15 protein-coding genes are annotated in these 18,056 nt (G+C 63.9%); 8 read left to right on the top strand and 7 right to left on the bottom strand.

Annotation, left to right across the window (positions count from 1 at the left end):
• Window positions 1-6: 6 nt before the first annotated feature.
• On the bottom strand, window positions 7-1,110 hold the full coding sequence (locus C8C99_RS21040) for an ATP-binding protein (protein ID WP_108626802.1): 1,104 nt from the start codon (window positions 1,108-1,110) through the stop codon (window positions 7-9).
• Entirely contained in the window at window positions 1,110-1,838 is a 729-nt protein-coding gene (locus C8C99_RS21035) for a response regulator (RefSeq protein ID WP_056646507.1), read from the bottom strand. Before C8C99_RS21035 ends, C8C99_RS21040 begins: the two co-directional genes overlap by 1 nt.
• A 240-nt stretch (window positions 1,839-2,078) precedes the next feature.
• Between C8C99_RS21035 and xopAW the strand changes: the two genes are divergently transcribed.
• Complete coding sequence (gene xopAW / locus C8C99_RS21030) at window positions 2,079-3,086, top strand: XopAW family type III secretion system calcium-binding effector (protein WP_108626801.1); 1,008 nt, start codon at window positions 2,079-2,081, stop codon at window positions 3,084-3,086.
• 260 nt (window positions 3,087-3,346) lie between these two features.
• Here the strand turns inward: xopAW and purN are convergent, their stop codons facing one another.
• On the bottom strand, window positions 3,347-3,928 hold the full coding sequence (gene purN / locus C8C99_RS21025) for a phosphoribosylglycinamide formyltransferase (protein WP_108626800.1): 582 nt from the start codon (window positions 3,926-3,928) through the stop codon (window positions 3,347-3,349).
• Between the two features lie 21 nt (window positions 3,929-3,949).
• Here purN and C8C99_RS21020 point away from each other — a divergent pair, with 21 nt between their 5' ends.
• The 4 genes from C8C99_RS21020 to C8C99_RS21005 all read left to right on the top strand — a co-directional run bounded on the left by C8C99_RS21020 (window position 3,950) and on the right by C8C99_RS21005 (window position 8,608).
• On the top strand, window positions 3,950-4,651 hold the full coding sequence (locus tag C8C99_RS21020; protein WP_108626799.1) for a YceH family protein: 702 nt from the start codon (window positions 3,950-3,952) through the stop codon (window positions 4,649-4,651).
• A gap of 47 nt (window positions 4,652-4,698) precedes the next feature.
• Window positions 4,699-5,880: an acyl-CoA dehydrogenase family protein gene (locus C8C99_RS21015; RefSeq protein ID WP_108626798.1), complete on the top strand. Its 1,182-nt coding sequence runs from the start codon at window positions 4,699-4,701 to the stop codon at window positions 5,878-5,880.
• A 129-nt stretch (window positions 5,881-6,009) separates the two neighbouring features.
• The gene (locus C8C99_RS21010) at window positions 6,010-7,125 is read left to right on the top strand and encodes an acyl-CoA dehydrogenase family protein (protein ID WP_108626797.1); all 1,116 of its coding nucleotides are present in this window, start codon (window positions 6,010-6,012) and stop codon (window positions 7,123-7,125) included.
• 88 nt (window positions 7,126-7,213) lie between these two features.
• Window positions 7,214-8,608: an alpha/beta fold hydrolase gene (locus tag C8C99_RS21005; protein WP_108626796.1), complete on the top strand. Its 1,395-nt coding sequence runs from the start codon at window positions 7,214-7,216 to the stop codon at window positions 8,606-8,608.
• A gap of 56 nt (window positions 8,609-8,664) precedes the next feature.
• On the opposite strand, the gene C8C99_RS23965 is transcribed toward C8C99_RS21005, so the two are convergent.
• From C8C99_RS23965 to C8C99_RS20980, 3 genes are all read right to left on the bottom strand, one after another.
• Window positions 8,665-9,129: a DUF3617 domain-containing protein gene (locus C8C99_RS23965; RefSeq protein WP_369867772.1), complete on the bottom strand. Its 465-nt coding sequence runs from the start codon at window positions 9,127-9,129 to the stop codon at window positions 8,665-8,667.
• Window positions 9,130-9,304: 175 nt separating this feature from the next.
• Window positions 9,305-11,596, bottom strand: a complete 2,292-nt coding sequence (locus C8C99_RS23870) for an IPTL-CTERM sorting domain-containing protein (protein ID WP_146186038.1) — start codon at window positions 11,594-11,596, stop codon at window positions 9,305-9,307.
• Between the two features lie 294 nt (window positions 11,597-11,890).
• A complete protein-coding gene (locus tag C8C99_RS20980) occupies window positions 11,891-12,574 on the bottom strand; it encodes a response regulator transcription factor (RefSeq protein ID WP_056646526.1) in 684 nt (227 codons plus the stop codon).
• A 238-nt stretch (window positions 12,575-12,812) separates the two neighbouring features.
• On the opposite strand from C8C99_RS20980, the gene C8C99_RS20975 reads away from it, so the two are divergent.
• Together C8C99_RS20975 and C8C99_RS20970 are read left to right on the top strand one after the other, a co-directional pair.
• Window positions 12,813-14,705, top strand: a complete 1,893-nt coding sequence (locus C8C99_RS20975) for an ATP-binding protein (RefSeq protein WP_158274182.1) — start codon at window positions 12,813-12,815, stop codon at window positions 14,703-14,705.
• Between the two features lie 136 nt (window positions 14,706-14,841).
• Entirely contained in the window at window positions 14,842-16,152 is a 1,311-nt protein-coding gene (locus C8C99_RS20970) for a tetratricopeptide repeat protein (protein WP_108626792.1), read from the top strand.
• A gap of 53 nt (window positions 16,153-16,205) precedes the next feature.
• On the opposite strand, the gene C8C99_RS20965 is transcribed toward C8C99_RS20970, so the two are convergent.
• The gene (locus tag C8C99_RS20965) at window positions 16,206-16,763 is read right to left on the bottom strand and encodes an HNH endonuclease (protein ID WP_056646532.1); all 558 of its coding nucleotides are present in this window, start codon (window positions 16,761-16,763) and stop codon (window positions 16,206-16,208) included.
• Between the two features lie 168 nt (window positions 16,764-16,931).
• Here C8C99_RS20965 and C8C99_RS20960 point away from each other — a divergent pair, with 168 nt between their 5' ends.
• Window positions 16,932-17,975 (top strand): bifunctional riboflavin kinase/FAD synthetase, encoded by a 1,044-nt coding sequence (locus tag C8C99_RS20960; protein WP_108626791.1) that lies wholly within the window; start codon window positions 16,932-16,934, stop codon window positions 17,973-17,975.
• Window positions 17,976-18,056 lie beyond the last annotated feature (81 nt).

Below are 18,056 nucleotides of genomic sequence, written 5' to 3'. Positions count from 1 at the left end.
CAAAGGTCAAAGGGCCGAGCGGGGGAACACCGCAGCCACCACCAGCCCGCCGCCCTCTGCATTGCGCAGTGCCAGTTGCCCGCCGTGGCGCCGCACGATGTCGCTGGCGATGGTGAGCCCCAGCCCCACACCGCCGCTCTGGCGGTTGCGCGAGGCCTCGACCCGGTAGAACGGCTCCATGACCCGGTCCAGCTCCTCGTGCGGCAGGCCGGGGCCGTGGTCGCGCACCTCGATGGTGAGGGCGTCCTGCGCATCGCTCAGCGTGACCTCGGCGCCGCCGCCATAGCGCACCGCGTTGCCCACCAGGTTGTCCAGGCAACGCCGCAGCGCCACGGCCTGCACGCGCAAGGGAGCGGCGTGCCCAGCCACGGTGACCGCGTGGCCCATGGCCACCTGGTCGTCCGCCATGCTGTCCACCAGGGCCTGCACATCCAGATGCACCCAGGCCTCGGCACCCGCCACGCCGCTCAAGTAGTCCAGCGTGGAGGCAATCATGGCGTCCATTTCGGCAATGTCACGCCGAAACAGCTGCTGCGCATGGGCATCGCCCAGGCTTTCGGTGCGCAAGCGCAGCCGGGTCAGGGGCGTGCGCAGATCGTGCGACACGGCTGCCACAAACCGGTCGCGCTCGGCCAGCTGCTGGCGAATGCGCGCCTGCATCTGGTTGAACACACGGCTGGCGTCGCGGCACTCCAGTGTGCCGTCCTCTGGCAAAGGGGTGCGGTGGATGTCGCGCCCCAGCTCTTGCGCGGCCGTGGCCAGCCGGCGCATGGGGCGCGACAGCCAGCGCGCAGCCCACCACGCCGCCGCCACCAGCGCGGCCAGGCGCACGCTGATGTCCAGCAGCAGGCCCAGTTGCAGCGAGGGTGGCGCGTTCCACAATCCCGGCGCGGCCCCAGGCGGCGGCAGCGGGCGCCCATCGGCAGCCACGGCATGCGGGGGCGGGCCGGGCGGGTGCCCAGGATGAGCGGGGCGCAGCTCGAACATCAACGTCAACGCCAGCACATGGCTCACGATGACGGCTGCGATGAGCAGCAGCGCCAGCCGGCCAAACAGGGTGTCGGGAACGCAGCGCTGAACTGCAGCGCGCAGGGGTGATAGCGAGGGCATCAGTGGGGCTGCCCGACCTGCCCTTGCAGCGACTGCACGTTGAACAGATATCCGGCACCGCGCACGGTGCGGATCATGGAGGGTGACCGTGGGTCGTCCGCGAGCTTGCTGCGCAGGCGCGACACCAGCAGGTCGATGCTGCGTTCAAACGCATCCATGGCCCGGCCCCGGGCCTGCTCCATGAGCTGGTCGCGGCTGAAAACGCGGCGCGGCATCCGCAAGAAGGTGCACAACAGACGGAACTCGGCGTTCGACAGGGGCACCACCATGCCACCGGGCGACACCAGGTGCCGCTCCAGGCTGTGCAGCGTCCAGCCATCAAACCGCACCACTTCATCAGGCCCCGGGCGCACAGGCGCCTCGGCACCGCGCGTGCGGCGCAGCACTGTCTGGATGCGGGCCACCAGCTCACGCGGCTCGAAGGGTTTGCCCATGTAATCGTCCGCGCCCATCTCCAGCCCCAGCACGCAGTCGTAGGGGTTGGCGCGCGCGGTGAGCATGATGATGGGCACCCGCGAGCGTTCGCGCAGCTCACGCGCCAGCGTGATGCCATCGGTGCCGGGCAGCATCACATCCAGCACTACCAGGCCGATGGGCTGTGCGGCCATCTGGGCGCGCATCGTCTGGGCGTCACAGGCCGCGTGGGCGGCATAGCCAAAGCGGGTCAGATAGTCGGTGAGCAGTGTGGTGATTTCGACATCGTCGTCCACCACCAGGATGTGTTGCATGGGCGGGCACAGGCGCAAAGGAACGCACCAAGTTTAGGGAGCCTGCGCCCCCACCTCAGTGCAATCTGGCAGGCGTTTGCCCCCCTGTTCAGGCCTTGTATCCACCCTTTGTATCGACCTTGGTACAAAGCAGACAAACCCGGGAGACACGCGCACCCAAGAATGGGATCGGGCCATGGCTGAGGGCTTCCGCAGTGGAGGGCCCGGCACCGGCCCACCCTTGGAACGAAAGGAACGACGATGACGACCATCAGTAGCGTCAGCAGTGCCTGGTCCAGTGCGAGTGTGCAGCGGGCATCGCGCCCGGGGCCTTCGCCGGAGCGGCTGCTGTCCAAGATCGATGCCGACGGCAGCGGCGGCGTGAGCGACACCGAATTGCAGGGCCTGCTGGACGACGTGGCGAAGAAGACCGGCGTCAGCAGCCAGACCAGCGCAGCCGACCTGGTGAAGCAATACGACGCCAACGGCGACGGCAGCCTCAATGCCGACGAGCTGGGCAAGACCCTGCAAAGCGTGCTGCCGCCGCCCCCCTCGACCATGGCGTTCGCCCAGTCGCGCAGTGGCGAAGGCGCCAGCGCTGCCACCAGCGCCACTGGCAAGGCGGGCGACGACCTGTTTGGCAAGGTGGACAGCGATGGCGACAGCGCCGTGAGCAAGACCGAGCTGCAGGCTTTGCTGGAGGCCATGTCCGGCGGCACCGCCAGCCAGACCGGCGTGAGCAGCGATGACGTGTTCAGCCAGCTGGATACCAACGGAGACGGCAGCCTGACGCAGGCCGAGTTCGATGCGGGCCGACCTTCGGGTACGGGCGGCGACGCGGGCGGCATGCAGGCCATGGGGGGCATGCCACCACCTTCGGGTGGGCCGGGCGGCCCTGGCGGGGCGGGTGCGGCGACCGGCAGCAGCTCGGCGACCAGCTACGACCCGCTGGACACCAACGAGGATGGCGTGGTCTCCGCCGCGGAGCGCCTGGCAGGCGGAACCAGCACGGAGGAGCAGGACGCAATCACCGCGCTGTTCAACGCCATCGACACCGACGGCGATGCCAGCATCAGTGCCAGCGAGTCCAAGGCATTCATCGACCAGTTGACCAGCCAGGTCGAGCCCACCACCATCAGCAACAGCACCGAATCCGCCGGTCGCAACGACCTGGCCCGGCTGGCTGACTTTGCACGGCAGCAGTACGAGCGCGCCGCCAGCGACTGGCGCACGGCGTCGAACACCAGCAGCCTCAGCGCTGTGGCCTGACCCAGCTATCCCCGTAGTCAGTGCCAGGTTTCTGGCCGAGCAGTGCGATTCGCCCGTCAATTGACGAGCTGCGCGTGCCAGAAACTGCCTCCGCGAGCCTGCGGGTGATGCTCTGGGCCAGAATATGAGTTCAATCGGCCGATTGTGCTAGTGCAATATGCCTGAATAGCTATACATTCAATAGCAAATTATCCTGCTGATGGCGCGCAGAGCTTGTGGCGATCTGGCCCCTTGCCCCGCCCTCGCCCCGCCCTCACCCGCTACAGCGCCTGCACCAGCGCCCGCACAGCGCGGGGGTAGATCACATGCTCCTGCGTCAGCACCCGGGCCGCCAGCGTCTCGGCCGTGTCACCCGGCAGCACTGGCACCACGGCCTGGTCCAGGATGGGCCCCACGTCCAGCTCGGCCGTCACCTGGTGCACTGTCACGCCCGCAAACTTGCAGCCTGCATCGATGGCGCGCTGGTGCGTGTGCAGCCCGGTGAACGCGGGCAGCAGCGAGGGGTGGATATTGATCAGTCGCCCGGCGTAATGCGCCACAAACCCCGGCGTCAGGATGCGCATGAACCCGGCCAGCACCACCAACGCGGGCTGGTGGCGGTCGATGGTGGCGGCCAGTTCGGCGTCAAACGCCTCGCGGCTGGCAAAAGCCTTGTGGTCCAGCGCCTCGGCGGCTATACCGTGCTCCCGTGCAAACACCAGCCCGGCGGCATCCGGCTTGTTGCTGATGACGGCCGCCACACGGGCGCCGTAGCGCTGCTCCCAGTGCTCCTGCTGCGCCGTGCGGACGATGGTGGCCATGTTCGAGCCGCCGCCAGAGATCAGAATGACGATGTTCTTCATAAATTGCCACGGATTATCCCAGTGCCCTTCGACCCCACCACACGCCCCCTCACCCCCAACGAAGCCCGCGTGCTTGCCACCCTGATGGAAAAGGCGCGCACGGTGCCCGACAGCTACCCCATGTCGCTCAACGGCCTGGTCACCGGCTGCAACCAGAAAACCAGCCGCGACCCGGTGATGAACCTCAGCGACGCCGAGGCGCAGGAGGCGCTGGATTCGCTCAAGCTGCTGACGCTGGCGTTTGAGAGCAGCGGCAACCGCACCACGCGCTGGGAGCACAACTTTCAGCGCGGGGTGGGCGTGCCCGAGCAATCGGCCGTGCTGCTGGGCCTCTTGATGCTGCGCGGGCCGCAGACGGCGGGCGAGCTGCGCATCAACGCCGAGCGCTGGTACCGGTTTGCCGATATCTCGTCGGTGGAAGCCTTTCTGGACGAGCTGCAGGAGCGCAGCGCCGAGAAGGGAGGCCCGCTGGTCCTGCAGCTGCCCCGCGCACCCGGCGCCCGCGAGCAGCGCTGGGCCCACCTGATGTGCGGACCGGTGGACACCACCGCCAGCCACGCGCCCGCGGGCAGTGCGGGCTCCAGCCCCTCACCCGCACTGCAGGCCCGCGTGGACGCCCTGGAGGCTGAAGTGGCGAGCTTGCGCAACACCGTGCAGCGGCTGTGCGCCGAGCTGGGCATTTCCCCCGACTTCAGTCCAATGTCGCCACCCGGACAGGAATAAAACGAACGACCGTGCTACAAATGCACTATCACTAGGAGACGCACCGCATGGATCTCGCATTCACCCCCGAAGAGCAGGCCTTCCGCGAAGAAGTTCGCGCATGGGTTCACGCCAATCTGCCGCAAGAAATCTCTCACAAGGTCCACAACGCCCTGCGCCTGACCCGCGCAGACATGCAGGGCTGGGCCAAGATTCTGGGCAAAAAAGGCTGGCTCGGCTTTGGCTGGCCCAAAGAGTTTGGCGGCCCCGGCTGGACGGCCGTGCAAAAGCACTTGTTTGAAGAAGAGTGCGCCCTCGCCGGTGCGCCCCGCATCATCCCCTTCGGCCCCGTGATGGTGGCCCCTGTGATCATGGCGTTTGGCAACGCCGAGCAGCAAAAGCGCTTTTTGCCCGGCATCGCCAGCGGCGAAGTGTGGTGGAGCCAAGGCTACAGCGAGCCAGGCTCGGGCTCGGACCTGGCCAGCGTCAAGACCCGCGCCGAGCGCGTGGGCGACAAGTACATCGTCAATGGCCAAAAGACCTGGACGACCCTCGGCCAGCACGGCGACTGGATGTTCAACCTGGTGCGCACCAGCACCGAGGGCAAGCCGCAGACCGGCATCTCCTTCTTGCTGCTGGACATGAAGTCCAAGGGCGTCACCGTGCGCCCCATCAAACTGCTGGACGGCGAGTGCGAAGTGAACGAAGTGTTCTTCGACAACGTCGAAGTACCCGCCGAGAACTTGATTGGCGAAGAGAACAAGGGCTGGACCTACGCCAAGCACCTGCTGAGCCACGAGCGCACCAACATCGCCGACGTGAACCGCAGCAAGCGCGAACTGGAGCGCCTCAAGCGCATCGCCAAGACCGAAGGCGTGTGGGACGACCTGCGCTTCCGCGACCAGATTGCACTGCTCGAAGTGGACATCGTCGCCCTGGAAATGCTGGTGCTGCGCGTGCTGTCGGCCGAGAAGTCCGGCAAGAACTCGCTCGACATCGCGGGCCTGCTCAAGATCAAGGGCAGCGAGATCCAGCAACGTTATGCCGAGCTGATGATGCTGGCCGCCGGCCCCTTCGCCATGCCCTTCATCGAAGAGGCCATGGAAGCCGGCTGGCAGGGCAATTTCCCCGGCGGCGTCACCGCCAACGCACCGCTGGCATCCACCTACTTCAACCTGCGCAAGACCACCATCTATGGTGGCTCCAACGAAGTGCAGCGCAACATCGTGGCGCAGACCGTTCTGGGCTGACGCCCAGCACGGTCCGCGCCTTGCGCGACAGGACTGCTCCCCCGTGCCCCCTCCGGGAGGGGGTTCCCGATAGAGCTTCGCTGGTTGTTGAGGGCGTCACGGCGCCACAACCGGCACAAGGAGAGATACATGGATTTCGATTTTTCTGACGACCAGGAACAACTGCGCGACGCCGTTCGCAAGTGGGTGGACAAGGGCTACACCTTTGAGCGCCGCCGCGCCGCCGTGGCCGCAGGCGGTTTTGACCGCGCCGCCTGGGGCGAATTGGCCGAGCTGGGCCTGACCGCCCTGACTGTGCCCGAAGCGAACGACGGCATGGGCCAGAGCGCCATCGATGCCATGGTGGTGGCCGAGGAACTGGGCCGCGGCATCGTGCTGGAGCCCATCGCCCAGGCCTTCATCGCCAGCAGCGTGCTGTCGCACTACGCCCCGGCTGACGTGCAATCGGCATGGCTGCCCCGCGTGGCCAGCGGTGAAGCCCTGGTAGTGCTGGCCCAGCAGGAGCGCAAGGCACGCTACCGCCTCGATGTTTGCGATGCCAAAGCGGCCAAAGCGCAATCAGGATTTACGGTAACGGCTATCAAAAGCGTAGTGGCTGCTGGTGACAAGGCGGACGCCTTCATCGTGCCCGCACAACTGGATGGAAAGATCGCCCTCTTCCTGGTCGAGCGCACCGCCAGCGGCGTGACCACGCAGGGTTATGTCACGCAAGACGGCAGCCGCGCCGCCGAGGTGCAACTGGCCAACGCCCCCGCCACGCTCATCACCACCGACGGCTTGGCCGCGCTGGAACTGGCCGTGGACACCGGCATTGCCGCCGCCTGCGCCGAAGCCGTGGGCGTGATGGACAAGACTGTGGCCATCACGGTCGAATACATGAACCAGCGCAAGCAGTTCGGCGTGTTCATCGCCAGCTTCCAGGCACTGCGCCACCGCGTGGCCGACATGAAGATGCAGCTGGAGCTAGCCCGCTCGATGAGCTACTACGCTAGCCTCAAGCTTGGCGCCCCCGCGGAAGAACGCCGCGCTGCCATGGCCCGCGCGAAGGTGCAGCTGGGCCAGTCGATGCGCTTTGTGGGCCAGCAGGCCGTGCAACTGCATGGTGGCATCGGCGTGACGGACGAATACATCGTGAGCCACTACTTCAAGAAGCTCACCCAGCTGGAAGTGACCTTTGGCGACACGCTGCACCACCTGGGTGAAGTGTCTGCCCGCATGCAAGACACCGCAGGCGTGTTTGCCTAACGGTCGCTGACGCAGACGCGTCACAGCCGTCAACGATGCTCGTGGATTCACCGGTCCACGGGCATTTTTTCTTTCTGGAGACAACTCTATGAACAACACACTCTGGCTGCAACGCCGATCTCTCCTGCTGGCCACCGCTGCGGCAGCCACCCTGGCCCTGGCTGGCTGCGCCACCCGGAGCCCCAGCCTGGCCGAGGCACCACCCATCGTCTTTGTGCATGGCAACGGTGACACCGCTGCGCTGTGGCAAACCACCGTGTGGCGGTTCGAATCGAACGGCTGGCCCCGCGAGCGCCTGCACGCCATCGACGTGCCCTACCCGCTGTCGCGCGACGAGGACGCCAAGCCCCAGGCAGGCCGCACATCGGCCGCAGAGCACATGGCCTACCTGAAGGCCGAAGTGGACAAGGTGCTCAAGGCCACGGGCGCAAGCCAAGTCGTATTGGTGGGCAACTCGCGCGGCGGCAACGCCATCCGCAACTACATCTACAACGGCGGCGGCGATAAGACGGTGAGCCACGCCATCCTGGGCGGCACACCCAATCACGGCGTGTGGGCGATTCCGGGGTTCCGTGAGGGCAATGAGTTCTCGGGCACCGGCCCCTTCCTCAAAGCACTGAACGCCCCCAAGAACGCAGCGGGCGACGAGGTCAGCGGCCCGGTCAAATGGATGACCATCCGCTCGGACAACAACGACAAGTTCGCCCAACCCGACGGACTGTGGATCGGCCAGAAAGGCACGGCCACCAACGTGACCGCTGCAGGCCCCGAACTCAAGGGTGCCACCAACGTGGTGATCCCGCGCATCGACCACCGCGAGACGTCGTACTCACCCGCAGCGTTTGAAGCCACCTACCGCTTCATCACCGGTAAGGCGCCAGCACGCACCGAGATCGCTGCGGAAAAATCTGTGGTGCTGAACGGCAAGGTCACGGGCCTGGGCGTGGACTCTGCCGACCCCAAGACCGGCAACTTCAGCAACAACCTGCCGCTGGCTGGCGCACAGCTCGAGGTGTACGCCACCGACCCAGCGACCGGCGCCCGCACGGGCAACGCCCTGATGCGCAAAACGGTGGGCGCAGATGACCAATGGGGGCCACTGGCCGTCCCCACCGGCTCACCCATCGAGTTCGTGATCGCCGCCCCGGGCTACGCCACCACCCACATCTACCGCAGTGGCTTCCCGCGCAGCAGCGACCTCATCCACCTGCGCCCCGAGCGCATCGCCGACGCCGACAAGGCGGCCGACTCCATCGTCACCCTGACCCGCCCCCGCGGCTACCTGGACCCGGCGCGCGACAAGATGCTGCTGGATGGGGCAGCCCCTGCGGGCGTACCCCTCGGTGCAGGTGTGGCATCGGCCAAGGTCAAGCCTGCCGGTGGCGTGCGCAGCATCGTCGCCGAATTCGATGGCGAACGGGTGGTGGGGCAGACCTGGCCTGCTGCGCAAGGCCACGTGGTGATGCTGGAAATCAGCCAGTAGTTGGCCGATATCCCTGCGCCTGCGTCAGGGCACTGCGATGCGTCGCGGACGCAAGCTCATCTGTGCGAGTGCCCTGCGTGATCGTGGCTTTCCGCACGCTTGCGGTCTTCCACAACGTTCACCGTCGCGCCATTGGGTAGCACCATGTCTCCTGGCCGCTGCGCAGCGCCACATTCGCCCAACCACCGGCCCTCGAACTCGGTGCGCCCTGGAACGAAACGCACAGGTTTGGAATAAGTGACCTCAAACACGCCACCGTAGGCGGTTTGAAGGTCGCCTGACAGTTGTACCGTAGCGTCCACGCGGTTGTCGTGCACATAGCAAACGGTGCGCACCTCACTGCCAAGTGCATTTTTCTTCACCCTCACGCTGTGACAATGCTCCTGACCGGGCACGATCGCAAGCAACATGATCGGCTCCGCTGGGCGGTCAGTGCATTGCAAGACCTTCTGCTCATTCGCTACCGAGTTGCCGGTACTACGAACCGTGACCTCCCAGAGCCCCGGCTTTCGCGCTGGCATCTGCTGCGCATTTGCAGATTGGTTAGCGGCAACCCCCATCCAAACGCCCAGGCCAGCAAGGCAGGACCAGCGTGCGACATGCGCAATCTGTCTCATCGAACATCTCCAGTAAAAAAGGGGGCTGACTGCGCCCGACGGAACACTCTCGCCCCAAACTTCACGCCTCCTGACAGGCTCAGCGCGCCTGTCGGCGATGGAAGTAGATGAAGAACGCAGCCATCAATGCTGACAGTATCAATAGTCCCCATTCGGACAGAGTTGGAATGGATGCAGGAACGGCTATCGCCACAAAAGTCACACCCACCGTACAAGACGCGTTAACCGGGTTCGTCGTATAGGTATTGCCAACCAGGGTGCCCCCGCACGCTCCGCCACCGGTTGCGATACGCGCCACAAAACCAGGGTCGGGCGTCACTGTGTAGACCACGGTGTTACCGGGGGCTGCGACATTGGTCACTCCCAAGGGCGTGACAGCGCCATTCGTTCCCGTAGTTGCCGTCACGGTCAGCGGTGCAAAGCTGAAAGCCACATTGCAATCGGCGGTCACCGGGTTGACGGTGTAGGTGTTGCCGGCCAGCACGCCGTTGCAGGAGCCACTGGCGCTGGGGATATTGCCTGCATTGGGGGTGAGCGTGTAGGTCACAGTTCCGCCTACTGGCACCGTGCGCGAGCTGGCGGGAGCCACAGTTCCTCCGGTTCCAGACGTCATGGTGACGGTAGCGGACAGAGCAAAACTGGCGACTACTGCGGCGTCCGCAGTCATGGCGGGCACGCTACATGGGTTGGTGGTGCCCGTACATGCGCCCGACCAGCCGGTGAAAATGCTTCCCGATGCCGCCGTGGCCGTGAGTATGGCCTGGCCGCCGTCTGCCACTGGCAGCGTGCAGGTGGCACCGCAGTTCATGCCAGCAGGCACACTGACCACCGTGCCACTTCCCACACCCGACTTGGTCAGGCTCAGGTTGTGCAGCGTGGCGGCTACCGAGTTGGTGTCGCCAGCAGTGTTGTTGGCAGTGTTGTTATCGGTGACGCCCGCAGGGGTCGCAATGTTGAAGACCGAGGATGCCGAAGTCGGGCCAGTCACGGTCGCACCGAACGTGAGCGTGACACTTCCGCCTACCGGAATGTCCAGAAGTACACCCCCACCAGGCAGAGTACCCGCCGAGGGCGCTCCACCCTGACACGATCCGCCCGCCGTGCCGCTGCAAGTCCAGTTGCCCACTGTGAGGCCCGACACAGTCGGCTGCGTCAATGCCGCTCCAATCACAGGAGCCGGACCGTTGTTGCTCACCACGACGGTGTAAGTGGAGGCGCTGCCCGCAGCGGTGGCCGATACACCATCGCTCACACTGACCGTCAAGTCTGTCAACGTTGCGCCACTGACAACTCGGGTCTGCACCAACGGGCCCAGCACCGTACTGGCCCCCGTGGCTGACATGGAGTAAGTGCCATGGTTGAGCGAGTTGGTCGGACTGCTGGTGCTCGCACCGGCTGGCACACCCCATACGATCTCAAAAGTTCCGCTCTGGTGATCGACCAATGAGCCAAAGTCGCAGGTCACTGTGCCCGCAGACCCCACCGCCGGTGTCGTACAAGTCGCGCCAGCAGGCGCTGTCACCGACTGAAACACCGCATCGATGGTGGCAGTGTTGGCAGCGTTTCGCACTTGCGGGCTTTGCGCACTGACTTTGCTGTTGAAAACCATCACCCCGCTGTTGTTGCTGTAGGTGTAGGTGTAGGCCACGTTGTCACTTGGCTGGACGGTAGTGGGCCCAGTGGCCGAGACGAGCAGGCCGGCAAAGAAGGGGCCGATCGAATCTACGTAGACCTCCCCCGAGTGACCGCCTTGGCTGCAGCCTGCAGCAATGACCTCGACTTCGACGGTATCACCCACATCCAAAAGTCCGTTCCCTGGGGCCACGTCAATCGCCTGCCAGCCGGTGTACTGGTAGCCCCCCAGGGTCTGCCATGGCACGCCTGGCTGCGCCGCAAAGTTGAATGTGTAAAACAGGCGCGTGCCCTTGGTGGCATTACGCACTTCGACGTAGAAATAGGCTTGCTGCTCAGGGCTGTGGCCGCCGTCCTGGATCACCGGAGCGACAGCCATGCGCAAGTGCACTTTGCCATCCACGGGGTCCACATCGGCTAGCACCATCTGGGCGGACTGCTGGATGCCGCTCGCACGGTTGTTGTTGCCACGCGCGTTGATCCGTGCGCTGTACGAGCCTTGGAAAGGGATGGTGATGGCTTGTCCTGGTGCGTCCGGCGCACTCGCGGGCGTGCCGGATGCCGTGCTCACCACCTGCGTCACTGGAGCCGTGATGGGAGGCTGCAAATTCAGATGGCTTTTCTGGGTGGGCGGGAATGTGGCAATACCGTTGTTGCGGTAGTTGGTCACCGTCCAGCCCGTGAAATCTCCACTTTCGAAATCACCGTTCACCACCCCCGCCCGAGCGGTGGATGCCAAACACAGCGCAGCAACAAAGAGCGCGAAGACTCCACTCAAGCAGCGGCAACCCATGGTCCGCAATGCCATCCAGTTATCGATCATTTTCAACACTTCCCCCTCTTGGTAAACCGCAAATTCCCGCGGACGGCCGCGGGTTGACTCACACAAAAAAAGCCAAACTGACTTCGAACGGCTGGCGCACAGGCAAGCCTCTCCCCTCGTTGGCCTTCAAGCCATCGAAAGAAAATGGGTAACTGGTTGAATGGGTGGGCGATGCTGCGCCAGTGCAGCCGTAGGAGCCCCTGCGCAGGGCTATGTCACGAAGACGAGCCCCTTGCCGAACACTGCACGCACCGGCAAGGGCATGCTGGTGATTTCCAGAGTCTTGCGGCGCAACCGGTTGAGCGCCGACTCGATGCGGTGGAAGTCGTCCTCCAACCCTCTTCCACCCACGGCCTGCATCAAAACCTGCTTGCTGACAACCACGCCCTTTGTCTTGAAAAGGCAAGACAGAAGTTCAAGCTCACGGGTCGTAAGAGGTACCAGCAATTGATTGGGCGCGCGCAAGGCAGCGTTCGCTGCATCCAGTTGCCAGGGCGCAGCAACCGACACGTCGATCCCCCCTTGCAAGCGCTTGCTGCGCAACTGGGAACGGATGCCAGCCACGAGTTCCTGCATATCCACAGGCTTCACGAAATACTGCAATGCACCGGCATCGAGACCTCTGATCCGACTATCGAGATCAGCACGGGCCGTCATGAGTACCGTGGGGACGCCCTGAGATGCCAAACGGGTGAGCAAGCTCAGGCCATCTTCACCTGGCAGCCCAATGTCGATCACAACCAGATCCACACGCGACTGCAGCAGACGAACGTAGAAGTCCTCTGCGGATTCGGCGCCCCAAGACTGAAAGCCAGAGCGCGCGAGGAATCGGCACACATTGCTGCGAATGTCCTCGTCGTCTTCGACAACAGCAATGATCGGTTCGGCAGACATGAGAAAAATGAGAGCAGATCAGGAAGTGGGTTGCGTAACATTGTGTCAGCGCATCACGCCGCCAGCCATGCACAAGAACTCTCAAGCACTCACAGAAAAGATGCGCCGAAAGCCGTCCAGGACAACTCACATCCCCTTGACCGCACTTTGGCTCTGCGTTCTGCTATGGGGTTTGGCATGCACACCAGCACAAGCGCTACAAACGCCAACCAGTTGGCAGCTGGGTTGGGATGTCCCCATGGACAGACTGGATGATCCCAGCGGCAATCTGGGACCTGAGGCGATCAGCACCACTCCAGCAGAAGAAGCGAAAGCCAACCTCCAAGCGCCTTTGAGCGCTGGGTATCTGCGTCACACCGTATGGCTGCGCTTCAAGGTGCCAGCGCTCCCCCCTGAACATGAACCTGGAGATCTCTGGCTGCTGGCACAGCCGACCTATCTTGACTTTGTGACCCTGTACCAGAAGGGCAGCGATGGTGCGTGGCATCTGCAGGAGAGCGGGGATCTGGTGCCCACGGATCGCAAACCGGGCGTTAGGCAACATCTGTTTCGTTTGACACCCGGCCGGGAAGCTCTCATCCGGATTCATACAACCAGCGCGACGCAGTTCCAAGCGGACATTCTCGATACCCACACTCTTGCAACCACCCTAGCATCCGCGGAACTGCTCATGGGGCTTTATTTCGGCGCCATGTCCGCTCTTTTAGTGGGCATCTGGGCTGCCACCATCATTTTCCGGACGCGTGCGCTCTTCTCGCTCGCGGTCCTGGTGACTGCCAGCGCCATTCACGTGTTCAACGTGCGGGGCTACTCAAGTCTCTGGACCCCACCGGACTTTAGCTTCTGGGACAGCAACGCTGTCAGCATGGGGGCTTTTTTGCTACCCGCGGCGCTGGCATGGCAAATCAAAGAGCAGCTGACACGCCATACGCCCTACCAGTGGACCGGCAGATTCCTGACCCTCCTCATCGGAGTGAATGTGCTGGGCGCTTTCAGCGGACCTCTGGGCTTTTACCCCGACGTGGCGTGGGTCAATCTGATTTCTCTACTTGCCAGCGACATCGTAGGAATATCACTTTGCTGTCTGACATTGCGGCGCCGAGACCGCATCGGTCCGCATGTGCTTTTACTCCTGGCATACGGCCTGCATTGCCTGTGCGGCGTGCCCATCGCCATTCTCATGACGGGTCAGATTCAATGGAATATCGATGCGACATGGATCTGGCAACTTGAGGCCATCGCATTCACCGCTCTGCTGGCCAGCGCGGTGTTCGTCGGGATGGTGACCCGTTATCGCAGAGCCCAGCGCGCGAAGGACCAGGCCATAGAGCGGCTGGCGCTGTCCGAGCAATCGCTGGAGGAACGCATCCTGCAGCGGACTACGGAGCTATCGGCGGCCCAAGTCGCGCTTGCAACATCGCTTGAAAGCGAGCGCGCCTTGCGAGATGAACAACGGCAGTTCTTCCACATGATCAGCCACGAGTTCCGAACCCCACTGACCGTGATCGATAGCGCTGCGGCAGAGCAGCAGAGCTTTCCCTCCGCCGAGCTGCAGCCTCAGGTGGATCGGGCCGTGCAAATACGAAGGGCCAGCAGGCGCCTGACCGCATTGGTCGACAGCTGTCTGATCAATGAGCGACTCGACCACAGCGGCCTCGCGCTGCAGGCATCACCGGTCAAGGTCAGCGACTTTCTCCACCACGCCGCTCAATTGGTGCACTGGTCGCCCCGCCACCGCTTGCAGCTTTTTACCGACTCTGCGCCAACGGAATGGGTCTGCGACGCCACCCTGGTGCACATTGCCCTGTCCAACCTGGTGGATAACGCCGTGAAATATGCAACCGCCGGGGAAATCTTCATTGCGGCACAAAAGGGGGTGACGGGGCTGCTTGAAATCTCTGTGGCGGACGAAGGCTCTGGAATGTCGCTGGACGTGATGAACCGTATTTTTGAACAGTTTGAGCGAGGCGACCGCACAGACCAAAGTAAGGGATTTGGCCTTGGACTATGGGTTGCGCGCCGCATTGCACGCTTGCACGGGGGCGACATCACCGTCCAGTCCAGCGAGGGCTTAGGCGCCTGCTTCACATTGACGCTGGCCTCGCAGCGCATCAGCCCGAGCGGGAGATGAGGCGCCACCAGCGCTACGTCGCCAGAAAGCTGCGCCAGCGGAATCCTGGATAATTGTGCTCCGCAATTTCTGTTGACGTCGGCCCTCTTGTGTCCGGCAGACCGCCCGGCGGTCCCTTTTCAAAGTTTCAGTATCCATGAGCGCCACAGCGACCGATCCCAACCTTCAGCACCTGACCCAGGCCCGCGAGCAGATTGCACAAGGCGATCTCAAGAATGCCGCACTGACGCTCAATAAGGCCAACGCCCAATGGCCACAAGACCCCCGCGTTTTCATGCTTGGCGGACTGCTGGCGGAAAAGTCGGGCAATGTCAAAGGTGCTTTTGAAGCGCTTCGCAAGTCGGTGTCTCTGGCGCCGGACTGGGGCCCTGGACTGCTGGAATTGGCCTTGCTGCTGGCGCGCCAAAACCAGTTCCAGGAGGCGATTGAAACCGCGGAGAAAGTCGCTACGCTTGAACCCCAGAACCTGCAGGTGCTCGCGGGCGTCATCGACATCGCGCACCGCGCCGGGCATCTCGACATGGCAATCCGCCACCTGCGCCGTGGACTCGACCTGGTCCCTGGTGATGTGGCGCTGCGGCGCCTGTTGGCACGTGATCTGAGCGACCAGGGCCAGCACGAAGCGTCCATCTCGATGTGGAATGCCCTGGTGCAGGAGCATCCTGCAGATCCGCAGTCATTGGTGGGCCATGTGCAGGCCTGCATTGCCGCAGGCAACCCCACTGGAGCACGCGACAGCGCCGCGGCTTTGCTGGGTTTGGCGCCAGACGACGCCGTGTACCAGTATTACGCCCGGTTGGCCCATGGTGAGACGCCCGGCCAGCAACCGGCCGAGCTGACGCGCGCGATTTTCGACAACATGGCAGAGTTCTACGACCTGCACATGGTGCGCGGTCTCAAATACCAGTTGCCCAAGCAGGTGGGCGACAAGATCTTGGCGCGCCACCCCGACAAGAAAATCAACGTGCTCGACCTGGGATGCGGCACGGGCCTGCTCGGGGTTTGCCTCGGCCGGCTGGATGGGGCGCTGGTGGGGGTTGACCCCGCGATGAAGATGATCGAGCAGGCTGCACGGCACAACGTTTACGACCGTTTCCATACCGTCAACCTGCATGACGCACTGCGCGAGACGCCCGCCGCGCTCTATCAGGTGATTGCTGCGCTGGACGTGTTCATCTACGCTGGCGAAGTGACGCAAGCCATCCCTAACGCGCACCGCGTGCTAGCACCGGGCGGCATGATGGTCTTCTCGTTCGAGGCGGCCCCCGAACAAGGCCCCGACATGGTTTTGCAACCTGCCGGCCGTTATGCGCACAAGCGCAGCCACGTGGAAGCGGTGTGCGAATCTGCTGGGTTTGCCACCGTCGAGATCGAGGAAACCGTGCTGCGCGAAGAAAACCACACCCCCGTCCCCGGGTTCGTGGTGACTGCCTACAAGGCAGCTTGACCGCTTGGCAAGGTCCCGCCGCACTGTGCACGCGGGCGGTGTGGACCCAAGCGTTACGCCAACAAGCGTGACGACTTCGGCACATGGGCCATCAAGAAGTCCATTTGATCCGCCAGGATGCGCCGGTTGCGCAAAATGAAGTCTTCCCACAGGCTGGGCACGTAGGGCGTGTAGAGCAGCGGCATGTGCGCCTGCTCGGGCGTGCGGGGCCCTTTGCGGTGGTTGCAGGGGCGGCAGGCGGTGACCACGTTCATCCAGTGGTCCTGGCCGTTGCGGGCAAAAGGCACGATGTGCTCGCGTGTCAGGTCCTCTTCGTGAAAATGCCCACCGCAATAAGCGCACACATTGCGGTCGCGCGCAAAAAGCTTGCCGTTGGTCAGGCTGGGCTTGAGGTCGAACGGGTTGATGCTGGGCACGCCCTTGGTGCCAATGATGCTGTTGATGGCGATCACCGATTGCTCACCCGTGATGGCGTTGTGCCCGCCCCGGAACCGGGCGATCTGGGCGCCGGACTCCCAGCGCACCTCACCAGCGGCATAGTGAATCACCGCCTGTTCGAGTGAAATCCACGATTGGGGCAGCCCCTGGGCTGACAGCTTCAAGACCTTCAAAACACGCCTCCTGGAACACAAAGTACACAAGGATTCGGAACGCAGATGTCTCGCGGGCAGCCCTGCGCGGGGCCAGCCGTGGGTCACAATATACTCCGTTTTCATGACAAATTGGCGTCCTGCGCTTGATGGACATGCGCATGCTGCTATCAAAAAGATAACAAACCGATGAAGATCTTTCGCGGATTCCACCACCCTGGCATCGCCGATGCCTGTGCGCTGACCATCGGTAACTTCGACGGCGTGCACCGTGGCCACCAGGCGATGCTGGCCCTTTTGAACAGCGAGGCAGCACACCGGAGGGTGGACAGTTGTGTGCTCACTTTCGAGCCCCACCCGCGCGACTACTTTGCTGGCGCTCACCACAAGCCCGAACTGGCCCCGGCCCGTATCGGCACCCTGCGGGACAAGCTCACCGAGCTGGAGCGCTGCGGGGTGCAGCAGACCGTGGTGCTGCCGTTCGATGCGCGACTGGCGGCCCAGTCACCCGAGGCATTCATCGACGAGGTGCTGGTACGCGGCCTGGGCGCGCGCTACGTGCTGGTGGGCGATGATTTCCGCTTCGGGCGCCAGCGCGCAGGCGACTACGCCATGCTCGATGCGTCGGGGCAAGCCCAAGGCTTTGACGTGGCGCGCATGAACAGCTACGAGGTGCATGGCCTGCGTGTCTCCAGCTCCGCCGTGCGCCAGGCCCTGAGCGCTGGCGACATGGAATCTGCCGCGCGGCTGCTGGGACGGCCCTACACCATCAGCGGCCATGTGGTACACGGCCGAAAGCTGGGACGCGAGCTGGGCGCCACCGCCGAGGGAGCCGGGGACGGCTTTCGCACGCTGAACCTGCGATTTGCCCACTGGAAGCCCGCCGCCAGCGGCATCTTCGCCGTGCTGGTGCATGGCCTTGCGGCCGAGCCCCTGCCAGGCGTGGCCAACCTGGGCGTGCGCCCCTCGCTGGACCCCCAGGACGTCAACGGTGGCCGCGTGCTGCTGGAAACCCATTGCCTGCAGTGGCCGGCCGGACTGGGCGCCGAAGAAGCGTACGGTAAAATCGTGCGGGTGGAACTGCTGCACAAACTGCACGACGAGCTGAAGTACGACGGTCTGGATGCCCTGACGGCGGGCATTGCCAAGGACTGTGCGGATGCCCGCGCCTACTTTGCGACGGCACCCAACCATACCGAGACCCGGCGCCAGACCACTCGCGACCGAATTTGAGGGAGCTGCCTGCGCAGCGCCTGCCCGGCAGGCACGACATCTCTCCACGCCACGCTCTTTCCCGTTTTGCTCCGGGCCTGC

This window comes from Acidovorax sp. 107 (genome assembly GCF_003058055.1).
In the GTDB taxonomy this organism is placed as follows: Bacteria; Pseudomonadota; Gammaproteobacteria; order Burkholderiales; family Burkholderiaceae_C; genus Acidovorax.
The sequence above is the reverse complement of the archived record's forward strand: the minus strand, read 5'-3'. Positions and strand labels throughout refer to the sequence as shown.

Bases quoted from the DNA above. Each gene is read 5' to 3' on its own strand.
- C8C99_RS21040 (WP_108626802.1), bottom strand. From the start codon at position 1,110: ATGCCCTCGCTATCACCCCTGCGCGCTGCAGTTCAGCGCTGCGTTCCC.
- C8C99_RS21035 (WP_056646507.1), bottom strand. From the start codon at position 1,838: ATGCAACACATCCTGGTGGTGGACGACGATGTCGAAATCACCACACTG.
- xopAW (WP_108626801.1), top strand. From the start codon at position 2,079: ATGACGACCATCAGTAGCGTCAGCAGTGCCTGGTCCAGTGCGAGTGTG.
- purN (WP_108626800.1), bottom strand. From the start codon at position 3,928: ATGAAGAACATCGTCATTCTGATCTCTGGCGGCGGCTCGAACATGGCC.
- C8C99_RS21015 (WP_108626798.1), top strand. From the start codon at position 4,699: ATGGATCTCGCATTCACCCCCGAAGAGCAGGCCTTCCGCGAAGAAGTT.
- C8C99_RS21010 (WP_108626797.1), top strand. From the start codon at position 6,010: ATGGATTTCGATTTTTCTGACGACCAGGAACAACTGCGCGACGCCGTT.
- C8C99_RS21005 (WP_108626796.1), top strand. From the start codon at position 7,214: ATGAACAACACACTCTGGCTGCAACGCCGATCTCTCCTGCTGGCCACC.
- C8C99_RS23965 (WP_369867772.1), bottom strand. From the start codon at position 9,129: ATGCCAGCGCGAAAGCCGGGGCTCTGGGAGGTCACGGTTCGTAGTACC.
- C8C99_RS20980 (WP_056646526.1), bottom strand. From the start codon at position 12,574: ATGTCTGCCGAACCGATCATTGCTGTTGTCGAAGACGACGAGGACATT.
- C8C99_RS20975 (WP_158274182.1), top strand. From the start codon at position 12,813: ATGGACAGACTGGATGATCCCAGCGGCAATCTGGGACCTGAGGCGATC.
- C8C99_RS20970 (WP_108626792.1), top strand. From the start codon at position 14,842: ATGAGCGCCACAGCGACCGATCCCAACCTTCAGCACCTGACCCAGGCC.
- C8C99_RS20960 (WP_108626791.1), top strand. From the start codon at position 16,932: ATGAAGATCTTTCGCGGATTCCACCACCCTGGCATCGCCGATGCCTGT.